Source organism: Vibrio atlanticus, from assembly GCF_024347315.1.
Lineage (GTDB): Bacteria > Pseudomonadota > Gammaproteobacteria > Enterobacterales > Vibrionaceae > Vibrio > Vibrio atlanticus.
Genome location: NZ_AP025460.1, coordinates 3,041,507 through 3,061,756, shown reverse-complemented (window position 1 = coordinate 3,061,756; position 20,250 = coordinate 3,041,507). Strand labels below are relative to the sequence as shown.

The window sequence follows — 20,250 nt, the reverse complement described above, 5'->3', positions numbered from 1 at the left end:
CGGCCGGTTAATATTGATTAAGTCTTTACATTAGACCGTGTTATTGCCGGATTTATTGCAGACTCAATGTCGTTTTAGCGGTATGATTTCTTTTCACTTATTAACGTATTGATAACTTCTTCACCAATTAAACATGATAAGAAAAACTTTACCAGTTCTGATTGGCACTCTACTGTCATCGACGCTCGCTTTTGCTGACGTTTCCCTTGAAACTAAAGGGTTGGACGGCGCGCTTGCAGATAATGTGGATGCTTATCTGAGTGCGATTCCTGAAGAAGAGTATTCGGTTTCATTGAGGTTCCAATCTCGCTTGGAGTCGATGATCAAAGAAGCGTTGAATGCATTAGGCTACTACCAACCTAATATCACATTTACTCATTCTGAAGATGATACCGAATTGACTGTTACGGTTGAGCCGGGAGAGCCAGTTGTTATTTATGCTTCAGATATTGTTCTGACTGGTGAAGCCAAAGATGATCCTGATTTTTTGGCCTTGATAGCTAAGAGCAAGTTGTCTAAAGGTTCGATTTTGAATCATGGTAATTATGACTCTTTAAAATCATCGATCCGCAACCTTGGATTAGCGAAAGGTTACTTCGATGGGGCGTATGATCTTAGCAAACTAGAAGTCGCTCCTGAATTAAACCGCGCTTATGTCCGCCTTCATTATAACAGTGGTATTCGTTATCACTTTGGCTCTACTCAGGTTACTGGTAGCCAAATAGAAGAAGAAAAGGTGCAGTCACTTAAACCATTTGAAGATGGCGAACCTTACTCGATAACCAAAGTTGGCGAATACAACCAAAACCTTTCCAATACGGATTGGTTCTCTTCAGTCTTTGTTGAGCCTGATTTAAGTCAATTGGGTGAAGGTCGAGAAATTCCGATGAAGGTAAGCCTTGCTCCGCAAGCGCGGAACCAAATTGAAACGGGTATCGGTGTATCAACAGACTTGGGTGTAAAAGGTACCCTTAAATGGAAGAAACCTTGGGTTAATGAGAAAGGTCATAGTTTTAATAGTAGTTTATCGATCTCCAAGCCTGAGCAGACGATTACGGCGGCTTATAAAATCCCATTGGATGACGTGCTTAATGACTACTATCAAATTAAGTATGGAATGAAGAATCTGGATAACCGTGATACCAAGAGTTTGGAGTCAAACTTAGCCTTAGAAAGGTACTGGCGTCTAGATAATGGTTGGCAACGCACGGTATTCATTCGATACCTAGTCGAAAACTATAAACAAGGTTTACAAGACGATTTGGCGCAGTTTGTGTTGCCAGGTGTCTCTTTCTCACGCACTCGAACCCGAGGCGGTTCAATGCCGATGTGGGGCGATAAACAAACCATCATGGTTGAAGCGGCTGATGATACCTTGTTATCTGAAACCCAAGTCGTACGTTTTCAAGGGCAAACCGCATGGATTCGAAGCATTGGTAATAACCACCGAGGTTTAACCCGCCTTCAATTCGGCGGAAACTTTGCGGACGAATTTGATAAGTTATCTCCTTCTTTAAGATTTTTTGCGGGTGGTGATAATAGCATCCGTGGTTATGGCTATGAGTCTATCTCTCCTCGAGATGAAAGTGGTGCACTAACGGGTGCGAAATTCATTGCAACCAGTTCGTTTGAATACCAATATCGCTTAGTTGGGAATTGGTGGGGAGCGGCTTTCTACGATATTGGTGATGCATTCAATGACACGCCAGAGTGGAAACATGGTACTGGTGTAGGGATTCGCTGGGCGTCCCCCGTCGGTCCTGTGAGTTTAGATTTTGCTTGGGGTCTAGATGCGAAAAAAGGTGATGAGTTCCAACTGCACTTTAGTTTAGGGCCAGAATTATGATCAAAGTGGTGGGTAAGTGTATAAAGTGGGCGTCGATTTCATTGACGTCGATTTTGCTATTGTTAATCGCCCTACTAGGTTTTGTTTTGTTCACCAATTCGGGGTTGAATACTGTGTTGTGGGGCGCCGAAAAAGCATTGCCACAACTGAAAGTGGAAAGTACTAAAGGCGCTCTTTTCCCAAGCTTTACGCTTAACAATGTTCAGTTTAAAGATGATAGTCTACATATCGATACCAAGGTTGAAAATTTGGCATTGGCTATCAATCCGCGCTGTCTGCTCGACCCTAAAGTTTGTGTTGACCGCTTAGCGATTCAAGGGCTGGACTTTGCACTTACTGAATTGCCTCCAGCTTCTACAGAAGAGGCAGAACCTACTCCGCCCGTAACATCGGTAAAAACACCACTACCAATCGTCATTAATCGAATCGCTTTATCTGATATCAAACTGAATATCTTAGGTCATGAAATTGAATGGGGTTTGTTCTCTACTGCCCTGAGTATGCAGGGGGAAAAGCTGACAGTATCTCCAACCTTATTCAATGATCTTAAGGTTAAACTTGCAGAGTCTACTGAAGACCCACAATCAGAAATCGTCGAGCCAGATACTGCAGCTAAGACAGCTATCGAGTTGCCTGAAGTTTGGATTCCTTTGCAGGTTGTACTTGAGCGTTTTGATCTCAACCGTTTTACCTTAGAACAAGAAACGCCAATTGTGGTGAACCATCTTGGACTCGAAGCGCAAGCTGGTGGGCACTCTGTGAACGTTTCATCTCTCGAGATCGACATGCCACAAGCAAGCGCGAATCTAACGACTAAGGTTGAGCTCAAGGGCGGCTATCCGCTAGAGCTTTCTTTAGATGCATTGGTGAAAGAAACCGACCTTGCTGGTCAGAAACTGTCCCTGAAAGCACAAGGCAGCGTGGCTAAGCTAAGCCTAGATTCCCAGTTTTCTGAATTGATTGAGGCAACGTTGTCCGGGGATATTCAACCCTTAGAACCGACTCTGCCATTTGACCTTCTTTTAGAGGGCGGCCAAGCGCAATGGCCTTTGACAGGTAAAAGCGATTACCAAGCGGCGATTAAAAAGTTCAAAGCAGATGGCTCATTAGATGGCTTTAATGTGCAGCTTAAAGGTGAAGCGGATGGTAAGGAAATTCCTGCGTTAGCCATCGACTTACAGGGAAAAGGTACGACTGAACAAATTGAGCTCGAGCGTCTAAAACTTAAGACATTAGGTGGTGAGCTTAATGGTGTGGTCAAAGCGAATTGGAAGAAGCTTGTTAACTGGCAAGCTGAGGTTTCGATACAAAATATTCAACCGGGACTACAGTGGCCAGAAGCGGAAGGCAATATTAGCGGAAGCATTGTTACCACTGGTGAGCTGACCGAAGCTGGTGGTTGGGCGATTGAACTACCTAAGCTCGATATCGAGGGGATCCTACGAGAATACCCTCTGGATATCAAAGGGCAGTTGTCAGCGTCAGATCGCAGCGCGAGCGGTGAACCTAAACTGAAAACCAGTGGTTTGAGCTTGGCTCACGGTGTTAATTCGATTAAGGCTCAAGGGCAACTGGATAAGCAATGGGGTATGGGCGTTGCGATTAATTTTCCACAGTTAGATAAGAGTGTTCCAGAGCTGACGGGTAAAGTGATGGGTAATATCCAGCTTAGTGGCCCAACGAAAGAGCCAAAGGTCGATCTCGCGCTTAATGTTGATAAGGTCGATTGGAATAACGAAGCAACACTAGAATCCTTATCGCTTAATGGCTCAGTGGTTCCTCTACCATTGCCTGAAGCTCAAGCCGATCTTGTATTAAAAGCTAAGAACTTAACCTATCAAGATCAAAGCGTGGAAAGCATTGGTCTAACAGTGAGTGGTGGCGAGAAGAAACACACTGTGACACTTGATGTGATATCCGACATCGTGTCGACCAGTTTGGCTATCTCTGGTGAATTGATTCAGAAGCCTTCTCTTATTTGGGATGGGTCGTTAGACAGAGTCAAAATTACCACTCAGCAGGGGCCTTGGGTATTAGACAAGCCTGTCGCGATAAAGGCGGATGTCGATAAGCAGTTTGCCGACGTTCAAGCGCACTGTTGGAAACAAGCTAGTTCGAGTGTGTGTCTGGATGAGGATATCCGCGCCGGAAAATCAGGTGAGGCTAAGATTGCAATCAATCAGTTCGATTTCGATCAGATCAAAACCTTTGTTCCTAAAGAGACGGAACTGCAAGGTTTAGTGAATGTTAAAGCTCATGCCAAGTGGTCTGAACAAGGTGAGCCTGAGGTTACGGTAAGCGTTGATATGCCGAAAGGTCAGGTTATTCAACAAGTTGGCGAGCCAATTACACTGGGTTGGGAAAGCGTTGCATTGAATGCCCAGCTAAAAGACAACAAACTGGATGCCGATTTTAAGTTGGATGTTTCCGACAATGGTGATCTGTCTGGAACTGTGTCGCTACCGGATATTCTTGTCGAAGACAAAATGGTCGATGCTGCAATTAAGCTGACCACCTTCCACCTTGATTTCTTACAGCCAATCCTAGGTGAATATAGTTTATTAAAAGCCGACCTTGAGAGTGATCTTCAAGTTAAAGGCTCTTTGATGCACCCTCAAGTCTTTGGTCAATTCTCTGTTGATGGTATTCAAGTCAAAGGTGATGTTACGCCTGTTGATGTGAAAGATGGCCGTATCGCTCTCGACTTTGATGGTTATAGTGCAAAATTGGATGCGAATATTGAAACGCCCGATGGTCACCTTGATATCGAGGGAGGCGGGGATTGGCAAGATCTTAAAGCATGGCACTCTAACGTCAGAGTGTTTGCTGATGAGTTGATGGTTGATATTCCGCCGATGGTCAAGGTGAAGGTCGTGCCTGATATGACCATTGATGTCACCCCAGAATTGGCGAAAATCACCGGTGATATTGCATTACCATGGGGACGAATTGTTGTAGAAGACTTGCCACCGTCAGCGGTTGGTGTCTCTTCTGATCAAGTTATCTTGAATAAAGATCTAGAGCCAGAAAACGAAGATACGATCCCGTTCAATGTGATGACTAATATTAATATTTCTATTGGTGATGACTTTAAATTGTCTGCCTTTGGTCTTGAAGGTGATTTGGTCGGTAAGCTTAACGTGGCTCAAAAAGATCAAGGTCCTTTTATTACAGGCGAAGTAAACATCGTCGATGGTACTTACCAATCATTCGGGCAAGACCTGTTGATCGAAGAAGGTAAGATTCTAATGAACGGACCTCCGGACCAGCCATACGTCGCGATAAATGCGGTACGTAACCCTGATAATACTCAGGACGATGTGACAGCAGGTATTCGAGTGACTGGCCCAGCGACAGAGCCGACGATTGAGATTTATTCTGACCCTGCAATGCCGCAAGCCAATGCGCTGTCTTATATTTTGCGTGGCCAAGATATTGATGGTGAGTCGAATGGTTCGATGACGACGACCTTAATTGGTTTGAGTTTAGCGAAGAGCGGCAAGGTTGTCGGCGAAATTGGTGAAGCTTTTGGCGTACAGGACTTGCAATTGGATACTGCAGGCTCTGGAGATGATTCCCAGGTTACGGTCAGCGGCTACATTCTCCCTGGTTTACAGGTGAAGTATGGCGTAGGTATCTTTAACTCGTTAGGTGAGTTTACTGTTCGTTATCGATTGATGCAGGATCTCTATGTTGAAGCCGTATCGGGGCTAGACAGTGCCGTGGATCTTCTCTATCAATTTGAATTCGAGTAACACTTGAGTCGTGATTGATTAGCGGATGACGAATGCTGAGGAGGGGTTATGCAGCAACTTGTTTTTGTTTATGGAACCTTGAGGCAAGGTCAGTCCAACCACCACTATTTGCAGCAGTGTGAGTGCTTAGGAAGGTTTGACACCCCTGAGGAGTATGCTCTTTTTGATTTAGGTGTCTATCCGGCGATGATTTCTGGAAAGAAAAATGTCGTTGGCGAGGTCTATATCATTAACGATGAAGTTTTGGCTTCGCTCGATCGGCTAGAAGATGTTCCTGTTGAGTATCGTCGCGAACAAATAGAGACTATATTTGGACTAGCATGGGTATATTTGTATCAGCTTGATCTAACGGCTAATAAAGAAATACTTTCGGGTGACTGGTGTAAGCGGGACAACCCGTAACATCTATGTATTCTGAGTTGTCGAACAAAAAGCCAGCATGTAAATGCTGGCTTTTTTAATGGCGTTAATTTGAAAAATAAGCGAGATGATTAGTCTCGGTTAAGTTCAAGGAACTCTTCTACTTTTTTCACCATGTTCTTAGAACCGACAAAGAAAGGCACACGTTGGTGCAGTTCTGTTGGTTTTATATCCATGATTCGTTGGGCGCCATCGGAGGCAATACCGCCAGCTTGCTCCATGATGAAGGCTATTGGGTTGCACTCGTACAGCAGACGCAGTTTACCCTGAGGGTGGCTTTGCGTACTCGGGTATAAGTAGATACCGCCTTTCAGAAGATTACGGTGGAAATCTGATACTAGAGAACCGATGTAACGTGATGTGTAAGGGCGATTGTCGCTTGGCTCATTTTCTTGGCAGTACTTGATGTACTTCTTAACACCCGTAGGGAAGCGAATGTAGTTACCTTCGTTGATGGAATAAATCTTACCTTCATCAGGGATCATCATGTTTTCATGAGACAGACAGAAGGTGCCCAGAGATGGGTCGTAGGTGAAGCCATTTACACCTGCACCAGTTGTGTAAACAAGCATAGTTGAAGAGCCGTAAATTACGTACCCCGCGGCTACTTGCTTGTGTCCTGGCTGTAGGAAGTCTTCTTGTGTTGGTGGGGTACCAACAGGCGATACTCGACGATAGATAGAGAAGATTGTACCAACAGATACATTGACATCGATGTTTGAAGAACCATCAAGTGGGTCCATCAGAACGACGTATTTTGCGTTTTTGTTGAGCTCTTTATTGAAGGCGACAGCTTCGTCTTCTTCTTCACTTGCAACACCACAAACTTGATCACGAGCTTCTAGAGCCGCTTTAAACTTGTCGTTCGCGTAAAGGTCTAGCTTTTGCTGTTCTTCACCTTGAACGTTGTCTGTACCAACAGCGCCAGTGATGTCGACTAGACCAGCCTTGTTGATCTCACGGTTAACAATTTTTGCAGCAAGTCGAATAGACGACAAAAGGGATGATAGATCACCGCTTGCATGGGGGAAGTCACTCTGTTTCTCAACAATGAACTCACCAAGGGTGCGCATCTCAGACATGTTATTTCCTTAAACTTCTCTCAATATTAGGGGGATTTGAGCACTATAGAATTTGCCTCTTACTCGGGCTTTATTCACCTAGACGCCTACTTAAATTCTAAAGGTTAGATCTTTTTAATGGTAATGAACTAAGCGACGCAGATCTCACTTACTATGTCGACTAAATTTGTTTTGCATTGCTACTCGCTTTTAATCGTCATTTAATGATAATGAGTGCAGTAGTTTGATTTAGACATGGCTCATTTAGCCAAGCGTTTGGAAGCAATTTATGCATATTCATATCTTAGGAATTTGTGGCACCTTCATGGGAGGTGCTGCGGTATTGGTTCGTCAATTAGGTCACAAGGTTACCGGTAGTGACGCGAATGTTTACCCACCAATGAGCACTTTGTTGGAGTCTCAAGGGATTGAAATTATTGAAGGGTTTAACCCAAGCCAGTTAGAACCAAGGCCTGACTTAGTGGTCATTGGCAATGCGATGAGTCGTGGTAACCCGTGTGTTGAGTATGTATTGGATAACAACCTTAGATACACTTCTGGGCCGCAGTGGTTGCAAGAGTTCTTGTTGCATGATCGTTGGGTATTAGCGGTATCGGGAACGCATGGCAAGACAACAACATCGAGCATGCTGGCTTGGATCCTTGAAGACTGCGGTTACGCACCGGGTTTTCTTGTCGGTGGTGTGTTGGGTAATTTTGGTATCTCAGCTCGCCTTGGTGAAAGCATGTTCTTCGTGGTTGAAGCTGACGAATACGACAGTGCTTTCTTTGATAAACGATCTAAGTTTGTTCACTACCACCCAAGAACCTTGGTAATGAATAACCTCGAGTTCGATCATGCTGACATCTTCGATGATCTTGAGGCGATTAAGCGTCAGTTCCATCATTTGGTTCGCACAGTGCCAAGTAATGGCCGTATTTTCTCACCGAAGCAAGATACCGCGATCCAAGATGTGTTATCTCGTGGCTGCTGGAGTGAAACTGAGTCGAGTGGTGAACTCGGTGATTGGGATGCCAAGAAGCTGGTTAAAGACGGCTCTAAATTTGAGGTGTACTTCCAAGGCGAATGTGTTGGAACCGTCGACTGGGATTTGGTTGGCGACCATAACGTCAATAATGCTTTGATGGCGATTGCAGCTGCACGACATGTAGGGGTGACACCTGATTTAGCGTGTGAATCGTTGGCGAAGTTCATCAACACCAAACGTCGTCTAGAGTTTAAAGGCGAAGTGGCAGGCGTTTCTGTCTATGACGATTTTGCTCATCACCCAACGGCAATTGAACTTACGCTAGGCGGTTTACGTAATAAGGTCGACACGAAAAAAATAATTGCCGTTTTAGAGCCTCGTTCTGCCACAATGAAACGTGGAGTGCACAAAGAAACGTTGGCTGATTCGTTGAAGCAAGCGGATTCTACTTACTTATTCCAACCCAATAACATTGATTGGTCGGTACAAGACGTCGCCGATGCGTGTCACCAACCCGCGCACGTGTGTGATGACATGGATGCATTCGTTGCTAAAATTGTCTCTGAGGCACAAGCGGGTGACCAAATCTTGGTAATGAGTAATGGTGGCTTTGGTGGTATTCATCAGAAACTGTTGGATGGATTGGCACTAAAAGGCTAACGCATCCACGACCTTATAATTTGAAGTAATTGAGAACATGACAAAACACGATAAAGCGATAACTCTTGCTTTCACTGGCGCATCCGGTGCGCCTTATGGCCTGCGTTTACTTGAATGCCTTTTGGCCGCCGATTATCAGGTCTACTTGCTGATATCATCGGCAGCGCGAGTGGTGTTGGCGACCGAGCATGAACTTAAGTTACCTGCTGGACCAGATGCTGCGAAACAAGCTTTGGTTAAGCATTTAGATTGCGACCCAGAAAAGCTGGTGGTGTGTGGCAAAGATGATTGGTTCTCACCGGTTGCCTCTGGTTCAGCAGCACCGAAGCAGATGGTGGTGTGTCCATGCTCTGCGGGAAGCTTGGCATCGATTGCTCATGGCCTATCAGATAACTTGATCGAGCGTGCAGCAGACGTGGTTATGAAAGAGCGAGGACAGTTGTTGTTGGTGGTTCGTGAGACGCCATTTTCTACGTTGCATTTAGAGAATATGCATAAGCTATCGACCATGGGCGTGACGATTATGCCTGCAGCTCCGGGTTTTTATCATCAACCTAAGTCGATTGAAGACCTAGTCGACTTTATGGTGGCACGCATTCTAGACCATCTTGGTATCGAGCAAGGTTTAGTGCCACGTTGGGGTTACGATCAACGTAATTGATCCAAACTTGATGGCTTATTGTTCAAAATCAAATTACAATCCTGAACACTCATCGGGGAGCGAACCATTCAAATAATGAATGCGAGCTGAGATCAAGCAGACACTTGGGACCCGTAAACCTGAACCAGATAATGCTGGCGTAGGAATTGAGTTAGGAACAACCTCTACCGTTCTCCTCCCTCAAACCTGTGCCGCTCAGACCATGGAGAGCGTCCAGTGAAATTAACATTAACAACTCTTGCTGTTACTACAGCCATCTCTTTTTCTGCCTTCGCAGCAGACAACACTTTAACTGTTTACACTTACGACTCTTTTGCTGCGGATTGGGGCCCTCGTCCTGCCGTTGAAAAAGCATTCGAAGAAAAGTGTGGTTGTGATGTGAATTTTGTCGCGTTAGAAGATGGTGTGTCTATTCTAAACCGCTTACGTCTTGAAGGTGGCAACAGCAAAGCTGACATCATTTTAGGCCTAGATAATAATCTCATGGCTGAAGCGAAATCTACAGGCTTATTGGCTGAGCACAGTGTTGATACATCATCTGTGACGCTTCCTAACGGTTGGAACGACAGTACCTTTGTTCCTTATGATTTTGGTTACTTTGCGTTTATCTATAACAAAGAGAAGCTAGCAAACCCGCCAAAGAGCCTGAAAGAACTGGTTGAGCAACGTGACGATCTTAAGGTTATCTATCAAGATCCACGTACATCAACACCAGGCCAAGGCATGATGCTATGGATGAAGTCGGTTTACGGTGATGAAGCAACTGCAGCATGGAAGAAGCTTGCTCAGAAAACGGTGACTGTGACTAAAGGCTGGTCTGAAGCTTACTCTATGTTCCTAGAAGGCGAGTCTGATTTAGTGTTGTCTTACACAACTTCTCCTGCTTATCACATCATTGCAGAAAGTGATTCTAAGTACGCAGCTGCAAGCTTTGAAGAAGGTCATTACACTCAAGTGGAAGTGGCAGCGAAGGTTAAAGGAAGCAAGAACGAAAAGCTTGCCGATGAGTTTATGGCATTTATCTTAAGTGATGAGTTCCAATCGGCGATGCCTACTGGCAACTGGATGTACCCAGTGACCGATGTTGAGCTACCAAAAGGGTTCGAGCAACTTACGGTTCCTCAGAAAGCGCTAAGCTTCACACCAGAAGAGATCGCCGAGAAGCGTAAGCCTTGGATTCGTGAATGGCAGAGTGCACTTACTTTTTAACTTACTATTTAACTTATTATTTAAGAAAATGAGTTTTCTAACGTACTTTTAAAAAACTAGCTTTCTGTATTTAAAGGTTCATTCGTTATGTTTGGAGTGAACCATTTACGGTAAAAAATCAATTTATGATAAAGAAAACACCTAAGGTCGGGGTTTGGGTTGCGATACTCATTACCGCCTTCGTGGTTTCGGCAGTTGGGGCATTGCTAAGCAATGCCCCTTCTCTTGATATCAGCCAAGTATGGTCCGATCCTTACTATTGGCATGTAACGAAATTCAGTTTCTATCAAGCGACACTCTCAACGGTGCTGAGTGTTGGCTTTGCTATACCTATTGCTCATGCTCTGTGTCGCAGACAATTTTTTGGACGGGCCTTGTTGTTAAGGCTGTTTGCTTCGACCTTGGTTTTGCCCGTATTAGTTGGCGTATTTGGTTTGCTAGCTATTTATGGTAACAGTGGTTGGTTAGCTAAATTTCTGGCGAACTTCGATATTAAACTGCCATTCTCGATCTATGGGTTGAATGGTATTTTGCTCGCACATGTCTTCTTTAACCTGCCTTATGCTAGCCGTTTACTTTTACAAGCTTTAGATACCGTGCCTGCCGAGCAATATAAACTGTGTGCTCATTTGGGTATGAGTCATTGGAATAAATTCAGATGGGTTGAATGGCCTCGTTTAAGACAGCAACTGCCACATGTGTGTGGTTTGGTCTTCATGCTGTGTTTTACCAGCTTTGCTACCGTAATGGCACTAGGCGGTGGACCTAAATCAACCACTATCGAACTCGCTATTTATCAGGCGATTAAATTCGACTTTGACCTGCAGGCTGGTGCCTTACTCGCGATATGGCAAATGCTGCTGTGTAGTGTGTTAGCTGTGAGCATTCAACGCCTATCGAAACCTATTTCAGTGACAGCCAGTCAATTGTCGGAAGAGAAATATTTGGTTGAGGACAGCTGGTGGTCAAAAGCTTGGGATAGCTTTTGGATCATCACCGTCTCAATGCTGGTATTGCCGCCATTAGCCATGGTTATCGTCAGTGGCATTAACTCGCAGGCATTAATCGTACTGAGCAGCGAGCCGTTTTGGGCTGCGTTAATGACCTCGGTTAAAGTCGCGTCATTAGCAAGTGTTATCGCAGTTGGTATTGGTATCGCAATACTGCTGACTAGTCGAGCATGGCGCTTACAGAATAAGAATTTTCGAGCAGATAAAATCGAGCTGATTGGCACTATTATCTTAGTTACTCCTGGGCTTGTGATCAGTACGGGGCTCTTCTTATTACTGCGTTCATTCACCGATGTTTTCAGCTTAGCTTTCTTTATCGTGATTGCAGTAAACAGTTTAATGGCGCTTCCTTACGTAATTAAAACCTTGGCTCAACCTATGCTGCATTTGTCTCAGCAGTATCAGTATGTGTGCGCAAGTTTGGGAATGACTGGTTTCACGCGTTTTAGGCTAGTGGAGTGGCGTGCATTGCGAACACCGATGGCACAAGCTTTCTCGATCAGCTTTATGTTAGTAATGGGTGACTTAAGTGCGATTGCTTTGTTTGGTAGCCAAGATTTTAGAACTCTGCCTTTGTACCTATTCCAATTATTAGGCAGCTATCAAATGGAAGCCGCAGCTGTGGTTTCCGTGAGCTTACTGTTACTGAGTGTTGGCAGCTTTAGCCTGATTGAATTTTTATTTACTCGAAGATCTAAGCTCGATGCTAAAGAGTTGAGGAACCGATGATGTTAGTGATGAAAGATGTGGACTACCACTATCACAGAGAGTTGTTTTGCTTTGATTTTCAAGCTGAGCAGGGCGATATTGTTGCGCTGATGGGGCCAAGTGGCGCAGGTAAATCAACGCTGTTGGCACTGGTTGCTGGGTTTATTGAGCCCACTTCGGGTGAGATCTCTGTAGCGGGACAATCACTGATTGGCAAAGAAGCACATCAGCGTCCATTAGCGATGTTGTTTCAAGAGCATAATTTGTTTGCCCATCTCACCGTACGTGAAAATATTGGCTTAGGCTTGCATCCAGGGTTAAAGCTTACGGCAACCCAAAAGCACGAAGTCGAACAGGCCGCTGTACAAGTGGGTGTCGCTGAGTATTTAGATAGATTGCCAGAGCACTTATCGGGCGGTCAACGTCAGCGTGTCGCGTTAGCTCGTTGTTTTGTTCAGCCTCATGATATTTGGTTGCTTGATGAGCCTTTCTCTGCGCTTGACCCTTTGCTTCGTGAGGAAATGCTTAACCTTGTTAGGCGATTAGCCGCCGAGCGAAACATTACGGTACTGATGGTGACACACCACTTAGGTGATGCGCGCAGTATCGCAAATAAGTTCGTTTTTGTAGCGCTAGGTAAGGTGTTGGTTGCAGACTCGATAGAGACACTGACGGCTGAACATCCACAGCAAGAGCTAAGCTCGTTTGTTAAAGCGGGTGAATGATGATTTTTCACTCCTGTGAGTACTTCTTAATATTGAGTACTTATTGATATTGAGAGCTTCTTGATATCGAGTGCGTCAAAAACAAAAAGACCTAGCATGCGCTAGGTCTTTTATTATCTTTCTGATTAAAGGGCAGCGAAGATTAGTCGCCTAGCTTTAGCTCTTTTAAGATTTGGAATATTTCACGAGAAGACTTAGCCGGTTTGTTTGCCGCTTTCTCTTTGTTAGCTTGACGAGCGAGCTGACGAAGACGTTGACGGTCAGCTTCCGGGTACATTTCCATAACGTCTGAAATGGCCGCATCGCCTTCTGCAACAACACGATCACGCAGTTGTTCTAGTTTGTGCAGTTCAACTGTTGCTTGAGAGTGTTTGTTGCGAATCTTATCTAAAGCCGCTTGAATTGGCTCTGGATCGACACTGCGCATTACTTTACCAATGTATTGAAGTTGACGGCGCTTTGCTTCATTTTTAAAGCGTTGTGCATCTTTAATCGCTTGTGCCAAATCTTCAGACAGCGGAAATTTGTCTAATACAGAAGGCTTTAATTCAACAAGCTCTTCTCCCAGCTTTTGCAGGGCGTCCATGTCCGTTTTCATTTCTGTCTTACTTACCCAGATGATTTCTTCTTCTGGTTCCCATGGGGCTTTTTGGTTTTTGCGAGCCATCTTTTCTGCCTATGTCACTATCTCAAACGAATATATTGCCTATTTTAGCAAGAATCTTGGGGAGAAAGCGAAATTCTTGTTATCCTACGTAATATTGACCTAAAAAATTAGAATAGATATGGATGTAAAACAGCAAGTCGCCCAACAACGAGTTGAGCTAGAAGCCGCAGTAGCTAAAGCGTTGGATATGGCATCAGTGAGTGCAGACGCCGCTGAGGTTGCTATTACTAAGTCAACGGGTTTAAGTGTTTCAACACGTATGTGTGAAGTGGAAAACGTTGAATTTAATAGTGATGGTGCTCTAGGTATTACTGTTTACCGCGGTCAGAAAAAAGGCAGCGCATCTACATCAGATCTGAGTGAGAAGGCAATTGCTCAAACAGTCGCGGCTGCGCTTGATATCGCTCAGTACACTTCTGAAGACCCGTTTGCTGGTCCTGCAGCAAAAGAATACATGGTAAAAGAAATTCCAGACTTGGATCTTTTCCACCCTGATGAACCAAACCCTGACTATGCCGCTGAGATTGCGATTGCAGCTGAGAAGCAAGCGCTAGCTTATAGCGATAAGATCAAGCAAAGTGATGGTGCAAGCTACGACAGCCATTATGGCGTTAAAGTTTATGGTAACAGCCATGGCTTACTAGCTAGCTACGCATCAAGCCGCCATAGCACGAGCTGCTGTGTGATTGGACAAGGCGCTAACGGTGAGATGGAGCGAGACTACAGCTATACCGTTGCACGTCACCGTGATGAGCTATGGACGCCTGAGCGCGTAGGTCAGGAAGCAGCAGAAAAGACAATTAGCCGTTTGGATGCGAAAAAGCTACCAACAGGCCAATACCCAATCATGTTTGCTAACGATGTCGCGACTGGCTTGATTGGCCACCTTGTGATGGCGATCAGTGGTGGTAACCTATACCGTAAGTCATCGTTCTTATTGGATCACCTAGGTCAGAAAATTCTACCTGATTGGTTTAACATTTCTGAGCGTCCTCATATCTTACGTGGTTTGGCTTCAAGCCCATTCGATAGTGAAGGTGTGTTCACTCAAGATCGTGAAATCATCACAGATGGTGTGTTAGCAACTTACCTGCTAACCAGTTATGCCGCACGTAAAATGGATATGACACCAACAGGTCATGCTGGTGGTATTCATAACTGGTTCGTTAAATCAACGGGTCAAAACTTTGAGCAGATGCTAAAAGAGCTAGGCACCGGCTTCCTTGTGACTGAAGTAATGGGTCAAGGCGTTAATACCGTGACCGGTGATTATTCACGTGGCGCAGCAGGTTTCTGGGTTGAGAATGGAGAAATCCAATACCCAGTATCTGAAGTGACGATCGCGGGTAACCTAAAAGACATGTTCACTCAGATTGTTGCGGTTGGTAACGATGTTGAAACGCGTTCACAAATTCAAACGGGTTCTATCTTGCTTGAGTCGATGAAAGTCGCGGGTGAGTAATTAAGTTAGCGCCAATATGATGAATTAAAAAAGGGAGCCGATGGCTCACTTTTTGTTTTCTGTATTTCGCCAAAAATTGGCTAGCTGCTTATGATAACTAGATCAGTATGGTTGCTAAGCCTAAAAACACAGATAGGCCAATAACATCGGTTACTGTGGTCAGAGCCATACCGCCCGCTAGTGCTGGATCGATATTCATCTTTTTCAGCATTACTGGGATGGTTACACCGGCGATACCAGCGACAATCAAGTTGGTCATCATTGCAGCTGAGATGATGCCTCCCAGTATCCAGTTACCTTTCCAAGCAACCACTATACCGCCAATGATAACAGCCCATAACACGCCGTTTAGGAAGCCGATGGCCGCCTCTTTGAGTAGTAGTTCGCGTTTGTTACTGTCACCGATATGACCGAGTGCTAAACCACGAATCACAAGTGCAACGGTTTGGTTACCAGCAACCCCGCCCATTGAAGGTACGATAGTCATTAGAACCGCAATCGCTGCCATTTGGTCGAGTGTTGCTTCAAACATATTGGATACAGATGCAGCAGCAAGTGCTGCGAGTACGTTAGCACCCAACCAGACACTACGACGACGAGCAGATTTTACGACTGGAGCGAAGGTATCTTCGTCATCGTCCATACCCGCCATGCTCATCATTGAGTGCTCGGCGTCTTCACGGATAACATCAACCACGTCATCGATAGTGATACGGCCAACAAGATGCTGGTTACTATCAACAACGGGTGCAGAAACCCAATTACGACGTTCGAACAGACTGGCGATATCGGAAGCACTGGTTTCAACCGCGATCGCTTCGTCAGCATCTTCCATCACTTCGGAAACCGGAACATCGGGCTGAGTTGTTACTAGTGTGGTAAGCGATAGGTTACCGATCAGACGTTCTTCTTCATCAATAACATACAGAGCATCGGTTGCGTCGGGCAATTCGCCACGCATACGCATATAGCGCAATACAACGTCGACATCGACGTCGCCACGAATCGTGATTACGTCGGTATTCATGATCGCACCCGCTGAATCTTCTGGGTACGAAAGGGCGGTTTCTACTAATGCACGATCGACGGAGTCCATTTGAGAAAGGACTTCGCGAGAAACATCGTCGGGTAGGCTTCGAAGTACGTACGCGACGTCATCGGTTTCCATACCTTCTGTTGCTTCTGCTAAGGTCTCCGGTGCCATTTTCGACACAAGCGCATCTTTGACGTCTTCGTTTAGTTCATCAAGAATTTCACCGTAGTCTTCTGGATCGGTGAGTTGCCAGAGTACGTCACGACTTTTGCGAGGGGAGGCTTCTAAAAGGTGTGCAATATCTTCAGGTTCCATGTCCTGAAGTTGTCGACGTACGTGAACAAATCGGCCGTTTTCTAGGGCTTCGCTGACTTCTTGGAGGGTTTGGTGAGCTTGGTCGAATTCTAATTGCTCTGCCATATTTTCCTCCTATTTCATTATTCTAACAATGCTTGGAATAGTAACTTAATTCTGGGGCTTATTTAAATCATAAACTTAGCTAGAACTAAGATTTAATACTGGTTGGTTCGAAGTTTGAGTCTTCAGTGTTGTGAGTGACTCGTTTTCGCTACTCACCCTCATCAAACTTGTCTTCAATGAGGTGGCAAACAGCATCCAGTGCTTGTTGTGAATCGGTGCCTGTAGCTTGGATCGTGATGTGTTGCCCTTGCGCTGATTCCAGCATAAGCAAACCCATCACACTGTCTGCAGTTGCGATTTTATCTTCTTCGCTATGGATAGTGATAGTTGCATCAAAACTTTGGGCAAGCTCAACCAATTTTACGGCTGCTCTAGCGTGAAGACCCAAGCGATTTTGGATCAGTACAGTTCGAGTTAATTCCATGGTTAGCCCTGTTGGTGCTTCTCTAGGGAGGCATGTCTGATTTGAACTTGATGACCGAGTTGTTCGAAGTATTCACCAATTTTCTGAGTTAGATAAACTGAGCGGTGTTTGCCGCCAGTGCAACCAATCGCGACCGTTAGGTAACTGCGATTATTCTTCTCTAACATGGGTAACCACTGCTCAACAAAGCCTTGAATTTGTTGCTTGAGTTCAAGAACTTCAGCGTGTTTCTCTAGGAAAGAGTGAATTGGAGCTTCAAGCCCCGTCAATGGTCGTAGTGCCGGTTCCCAGTGAGGGTTTGGCAGAAATCGAACATCAAACACATAATCGGCATCACTTGGTAGGCCGAACTTAAAGCCGAAAGACTGAAAAACGATAATGAGTTCTTGTTTTTCTTTGCCCTCTACTTTGAAACGAACCTGTTCACTCAATTCGTAGAGGTTACAGTCACTGCTATCAATCACAATGCTGGCTTGCTCTACAAGAGGAGTCAGAAGTGTTTTTTCTAAATCAATAGCTTGTTCAAGAGAGAGTTTTTCTTGGCCGATCGATAAAGGATGAATTCTGCGTGTTTCGCTGTAGCGCTTGAGTAGCGTCTGTTTACTCGCATCTAGAAATAAGACGTTTAGGTCTATATCTGTGGCGGCTTCTAGCTGGTCTAGCGTTTCTGTAACTAACTGAGGCTCTTTTGGTAGGTTACGAATATCAATGCTAACAGCGACGTTTTGATTGATCTCGCGTACCGATTCGACGAAGTCGTTGAGCAGGTTTACTGGTAGGTTATCAACACAGTAATACCCCAAGTCTTCAAGAACTCGTAGCGCAACACTTTTCCCGGCTCCTGACTGGCCACTAACAACGATTAATCGCATGTTATTACTCGCAAGTTGGCACTTGAATCATGATGTCGTAAAGCTCTTGATCGCTTTGAGCATTACGCAACTGTTTAAGAGTCTGCTTGTCGTTAAGTCGCTCTGCCATACAAGAAAGGGTTTTCAGATGCTCTTTACATTGTTCACTAGGAACAAGTAGAGCAAACAGTAGATCAACTGGGCGGTTATCGATAGCATCAAATTCGATTGGGTCTTGGCATTGTATTAATACAGCAATCGCTTTATCACTGACATTCATGCGTGCATGGGGAATCGCGATACCGTTACCGATACCTGTACTGCCCATTTTTTCACGGCTCAGCATGCACTCAAACAGTTCTGTTGAATCTTGACCGCAGCTTTCTGCTGCGATTTGACTGATCAGCTCAAGGGCTCTTTTTTTGCTTGTGCATTGGACTGCACTTTTAGTGCAGTCCAATGAAAGTACTTCGCTTAATTGCATGTTAGTGACTACTTAGTTTTTCTTTGTGCTTGTTGAGTTGGCGAACAAGTTTATCAACCAATGAATCAATTGCGGCATACATGCTTTCATCTGTTGCTGTCGCATGAATTTCCCCTTGATTTATATGCAGGGTAGCTTCTGCGATTTGATTGATTTTCTCAACTTTTAAAACAACTTGAACACTATTGATATGATCAAAGAAGCGCTCAAGTTTGTCGAATTTGGTGTGAACATAGTCTTGCATTGAATCGGTAAGATCAACGTGATGGCCTTGAATATTGATTTGCATAGACTTTCCTTTTCAGTTGGTTGCCAGGTTACAACTAAATTAATAGTTAACTAATCAATCGTTAATGAATAAAGAGCTAACTACTTTAGTTTATAACAGGCGTTTACGCTGACTCGATGGGGCAATGCCCAGAGATTCACGGTATTTCGCTATGGTACGTCTAGCTACCTGAATTCCTTGGTCAGCCAGTAAAGCAGCAATCTTACTATCACTTAGAGGCTTTGCGGTATTTTCCGCTGCGACAAGCTTCTTAATGAGTGCGCGAATTGCTGTAGATGAACATTCACCGCCATTGTCAGTGCTGACATGGCTTGAGAAAAAGTACTTGAGTTCGAAGATGCCACGCGGTGTGTGCATGAATTTTTGAGTCGTCACACGAGAGATCGTGGATTCGTGCATATCAACAGCTAAAGCCACATCATTCAGTACCATCGGCTTCATGGCTTCTGCGCCATGTTCGAAGAAACCGCGTTGATGTTCAACAATACACCGAGCGACTTTTAGTAGTGTTTCATTTCGGCTCTCTAGACTTTTAATTAGCCATTTTGCTTCTTGCAAATTTGAGCGGATAAATTGGTTGTCAGCACTACTGCCTTTGCTACTAAGGGCCGCGTATTGTTGATTTACTTTTAGTTTTGGCACGCTATCTGGATTAATGGTGACCAACCATTTCCCAAGCTCTTTGAAGACGGATACGTCAGGAACCACATACTCAGTTTCGTCTGGCGTGATCTTACTGCCAGGGCGAGGGTCCAGCTGTTGGATTAATTGCAAAACTTCGCGTAATTCCGCTTCTTTCAACTTGGTCTCTTTGATAACCAGTTTGTAATCGCGATTGCCGAGTTGGTCGATATGGCTAGTAAGTACTAACTTAGCTTCGTTAAGCCAAGGGGTATCTTGTGGGAAGGTCGCCAATTGCAGTAACAAGCAATCTTGCAGATTCACAGAACCGACACCTAGCGGATCAAACTGCTGAATTCGTTTACGAACGGCTTCAATTTCATCAAGCTCGATCTCTTCGTTGTCGAAGTTCTCAAGGATGTCTTCACAAGATACGGTCAGGTAACCGCGGTCATCGATAGCATCAATTAGCGCAAAAGCTATGCTGCGGTCAGTTTCTGTGAATGGTGTTAAATCGAGTTGCCAGAGCAGGTAATCGTATAGACTTTGTGTGGTTTCGCCTTGATAAACGGGCATGTCGTCATCAATCGCAATGCCAGTGTTACCTGTGTTTGCGCTGTAAACGTCTTCCCAAGTTGTATCGATTTCTAGTTCGTTGCCGATCTCTGATTTTTCGATCAAATCGGAGCTATCAGGTAAGTCTTGTTCTACTGTTTCAACTGTTTCTTTCTCGTCACTGCTAGGTTTTTCTTCCGATGTTGGCGTATCTTCATTGCCATCTTCGACATCGAGTAGTGGGTTCGATTCAAGTGCTTCTTGAATCTCTTGTTGCAAATCCAAAGTAGACAATTGCAACAAACGAATCGCTTGTTGCAATTGAGGAGTCATTGCTAACTGTTGGCCTAGCTTAAGTTGTAATGAGGGTTTCATTCAGTGTTACTTACCTAGTTATTATT

17 protein-coding genes and 1 riboswitch are annotated in these 20,250 nt (G+C 44.7%); of the genes, 9 read left to right on the top strand and 8 right to left on the bottom strand.

All coding sequences use genetic code 11. From position 1 onward, the window contains the following. Positions 1-133 precede the first annotated feature (133 nt). The 3 genes from tamA to OCV30_RS13725 are packed head-to-tail and all read left to right on the top strand — an operon-like array spanning position 134 to position 6,003. A complete protein-coding gene (gene tamA, locus OCV30_RS13735; RefSeq protein ID WP_065679705.1) occupies positions 134-1,846 on the top strand; it encodes an autotransporter assembly complex protein TamA in 1,713 nt (570 codons plus the stop codon). Continuing rightward, positions 1,843-5,601 carry an autotransporter assembly complex protein TamB gene (gene tamB / locus OCV30_RS13730; RefSeq protein ID WP_065679704.1) on the top strand — a complete coding sequence of 1,253 codons (3,759 nt, stop codon included), beginning with the start codon at positions 1,843-1,845 and terminating at the stop codon, positions 5,599-5,601. Before tamA ends, tamB begins: the two co-directional genes overlap by 4 nt. Positions 5,602-5,649: 48 nt before the next feature. Beyond that, the gene (locus OCV30_RS13725) at positions 5,650-6,003 is read left to right on the top strand and encodes a gamma-glutamylcyclotransferase family protein (protein ID WP_065679703.1); all 354 of its coding nucleotides are present in this window, start codon (positions 5,650-5,652) and stop codon (positions 6,001-6,003) included. An 89-nt stretch (positions 6,004-6,092) separates the two neighbouring features. On the opposite strand, the gene fbp is transcribed toward OCV30_RS13725, so the two are convergent. Further along, positions 6,093-7,103: a class 1 fructose-bisphosphatase gene (fbp, locus tag OCV30_RS13720; protein WP_009847754.1), complete on the bottom strand. Its 1,011-nt coding sequence runs from the start codon at positions 7,101-7,103 to the stop codon at positions 6,093-6,095. Between the two features lie 268 nt (positions 7,104-7,371). On the opposite strand from fbp, the gene mpl reads away from it, so the two are divergent. From mpl to thiQ, 5 genes are all read left to right on the top strand, one after another. Beyond that, complete coding sequence (gene mpl / locus OCV30_RS13715; RefSeq protein WP_065679702.1) at positions 7,372-8,730, top strand: UDP-N-acetylmuramate:L-alanyl-gamma-D-glutamyl-meso-diaminopimelate ligase; 1,359 nt, start codon at positions 7,372-7,374, stop codon at positions 8,728-8,730. Between the two features lie 37 nt (positions 8,731-8,767). Then, entirely contained in the window at positions 8,768-9,391 is a 624-nt protein-coding gene (locus OCV30_RS13710) for a flavin prenyltransferase UbiX (protein WP_009847752.1), read from the top strand. Positions 9,392-9,434: 43 nt separating this feature from the next. Continuing rightward, positions 9,435-9,554: riboswitch (TPP riboswitch) on the top strand. A 53-nt stretch (positions 9,555-9,607) separates the two neighbouring features. Continuing rightward, positions 9,608-10,600: a thiamine ABC transporter substrate binding subunit gene (gene thiB / locus OCV30_RS13705; RefSeq protein WP_009847751.1), complete on the top strand. Its 993-nt coding sequence runs from the start codon at positions 9,608-9,610 to the stop codon at positions 10,598-10,600. Positions 10,601-10,725: 125 nt separating this feature from the next. Continuing rightward, positions 10,726-12,339 (top strand): thiamine/thiamine pyrophosphate ABC transporter permease ThiP, encoded by a 1,614-nt coding sequence (thiP, locus tag OCV30_RS13700; RefSeq protein ID WP_065679701.1) that lies wholly within the window; start codon positions 10,726-10,728, stop codon positions 12,337-12,339. Next, positions 12,339-13,043, top strand: coding sequence for a thiamine ABC transporter ATP-binding protein (thiQ, locus tag OCV30_RS13695; RefSeq protein ID WP_065679700.1), 705 nt, complete (start codon positions 12,339-12,341; stop codon positions 13,041-13,043). The genes thiP and thiQ overlap by 1 nt, the downstream gene beginning before the upstream one ends. A gap of 142 nt (positions 13,044-13,185) precedes the next feature. On the opposite strand, the gene yjgA is transcribed toward thiQ, so the two are convergent. Continuing rightward, entirely contained in the window at positions 13,186-13,710 is a 525-nt protein-coding gene (gene yjgA, locus OCV30_RS13690; RefSeq protein WP_017097545.1) for a ribosome biogenesis factor YjgA, read from the bottom strand. A gap of 118 nt (positions 13,711-13,828) precedes the next feature. Here yjgA and pmbA point away from each other — a divergent pair, with 118 nt between their 5' ends. Continuing rightward, positions 13,829-15,172 (top strand): metalloprotease PmbA, encoded by a 1,344-nt coding sequence (pmbA, locus tag OCV30_RS13685; protein ID WP_017058910.1) that lies wholly within the window; start codon positions 13,829-13,831, stop codon positions 15,170-15,172. Between the two features lie 97 nt (positions 15,173-15,269). On the opposite strand, the gene mgtE is transcribed toward pmbA, so the two are convergent. The 6 genes from mgtE to OCV30_RS13655 form a co-directional block, all read right to left on the bottom strand. Next, entirely contained in the window at positions 15,270-16,625 is a 1,356-nt protein-coding gene (gene mgtE, locus OCV30_RS13680) for a magnesium transporter (RefSeq protein WP_012604872.1), read from the bottom strand. Positions 16,626-16,773: 148 nt separating this feature from the next. Beyond that, on the bottom strand, positions 16,774-17,049 hold the full coding sequence (locus OCV30_RS13675) for an HPr family phosphocarrier protein (protein ID WP_009847745.1): 276 nt from the start codon (positions 17,047-17,049) through the stop codon (positions 16,774-16,776). Between the two features lie 2 nt (positions 17,050-17,051). After that, entirely contained in the window at positions 17,052-17,921 is an 870-nt protein-coding gene (rapZ, locus tag OCV30_RS13670) for an RNase adapter RapZ (protein WP_065679699.1), read from the bottom strand. Positions 17,922-17,925: 4 nt separating this feature from the next. Next, on the bottom strand, positions 17,926-18,384 hold the full coding sequence (gene ptsN, locus OCV30_RS13665; protein ID WP_009847743.1) for a PTS IIA-like nitrogen regulatory protein PtsN: 459 nt from the start codon (positions 18,382-18,384) through the stop codon (positions 17,926-17,928). Between the two features lies 1 nt (position 18,385). Next, positions 18,386-18,673: a ribosome hibernation promoting factor gene (hpf, locus tag OCV30_RS13660; RefSeq protein WP_009847742.1), complete on the bottom strand. Its 288-nt coding sequence runs from the start codon at positions 18,671-18,673 to the stop codon at positions 18,386-18,388. Between the two features lie 90 nt (positions 18,674-18,763). Next, positions 18,764-20,224 (bottom strand): RNA polymerase factor sigma-54, encoded by a 1,461-nt coding sequence (locus OCV30_RS13655; RefSeq protein ID WP_009847741.1) that lies wholly within the window; start codon positions 20,222-20,224, stop codon positions 18,764-18,766. Positions 20,225-20,250 lie beyond the last annotated feature (26 nt).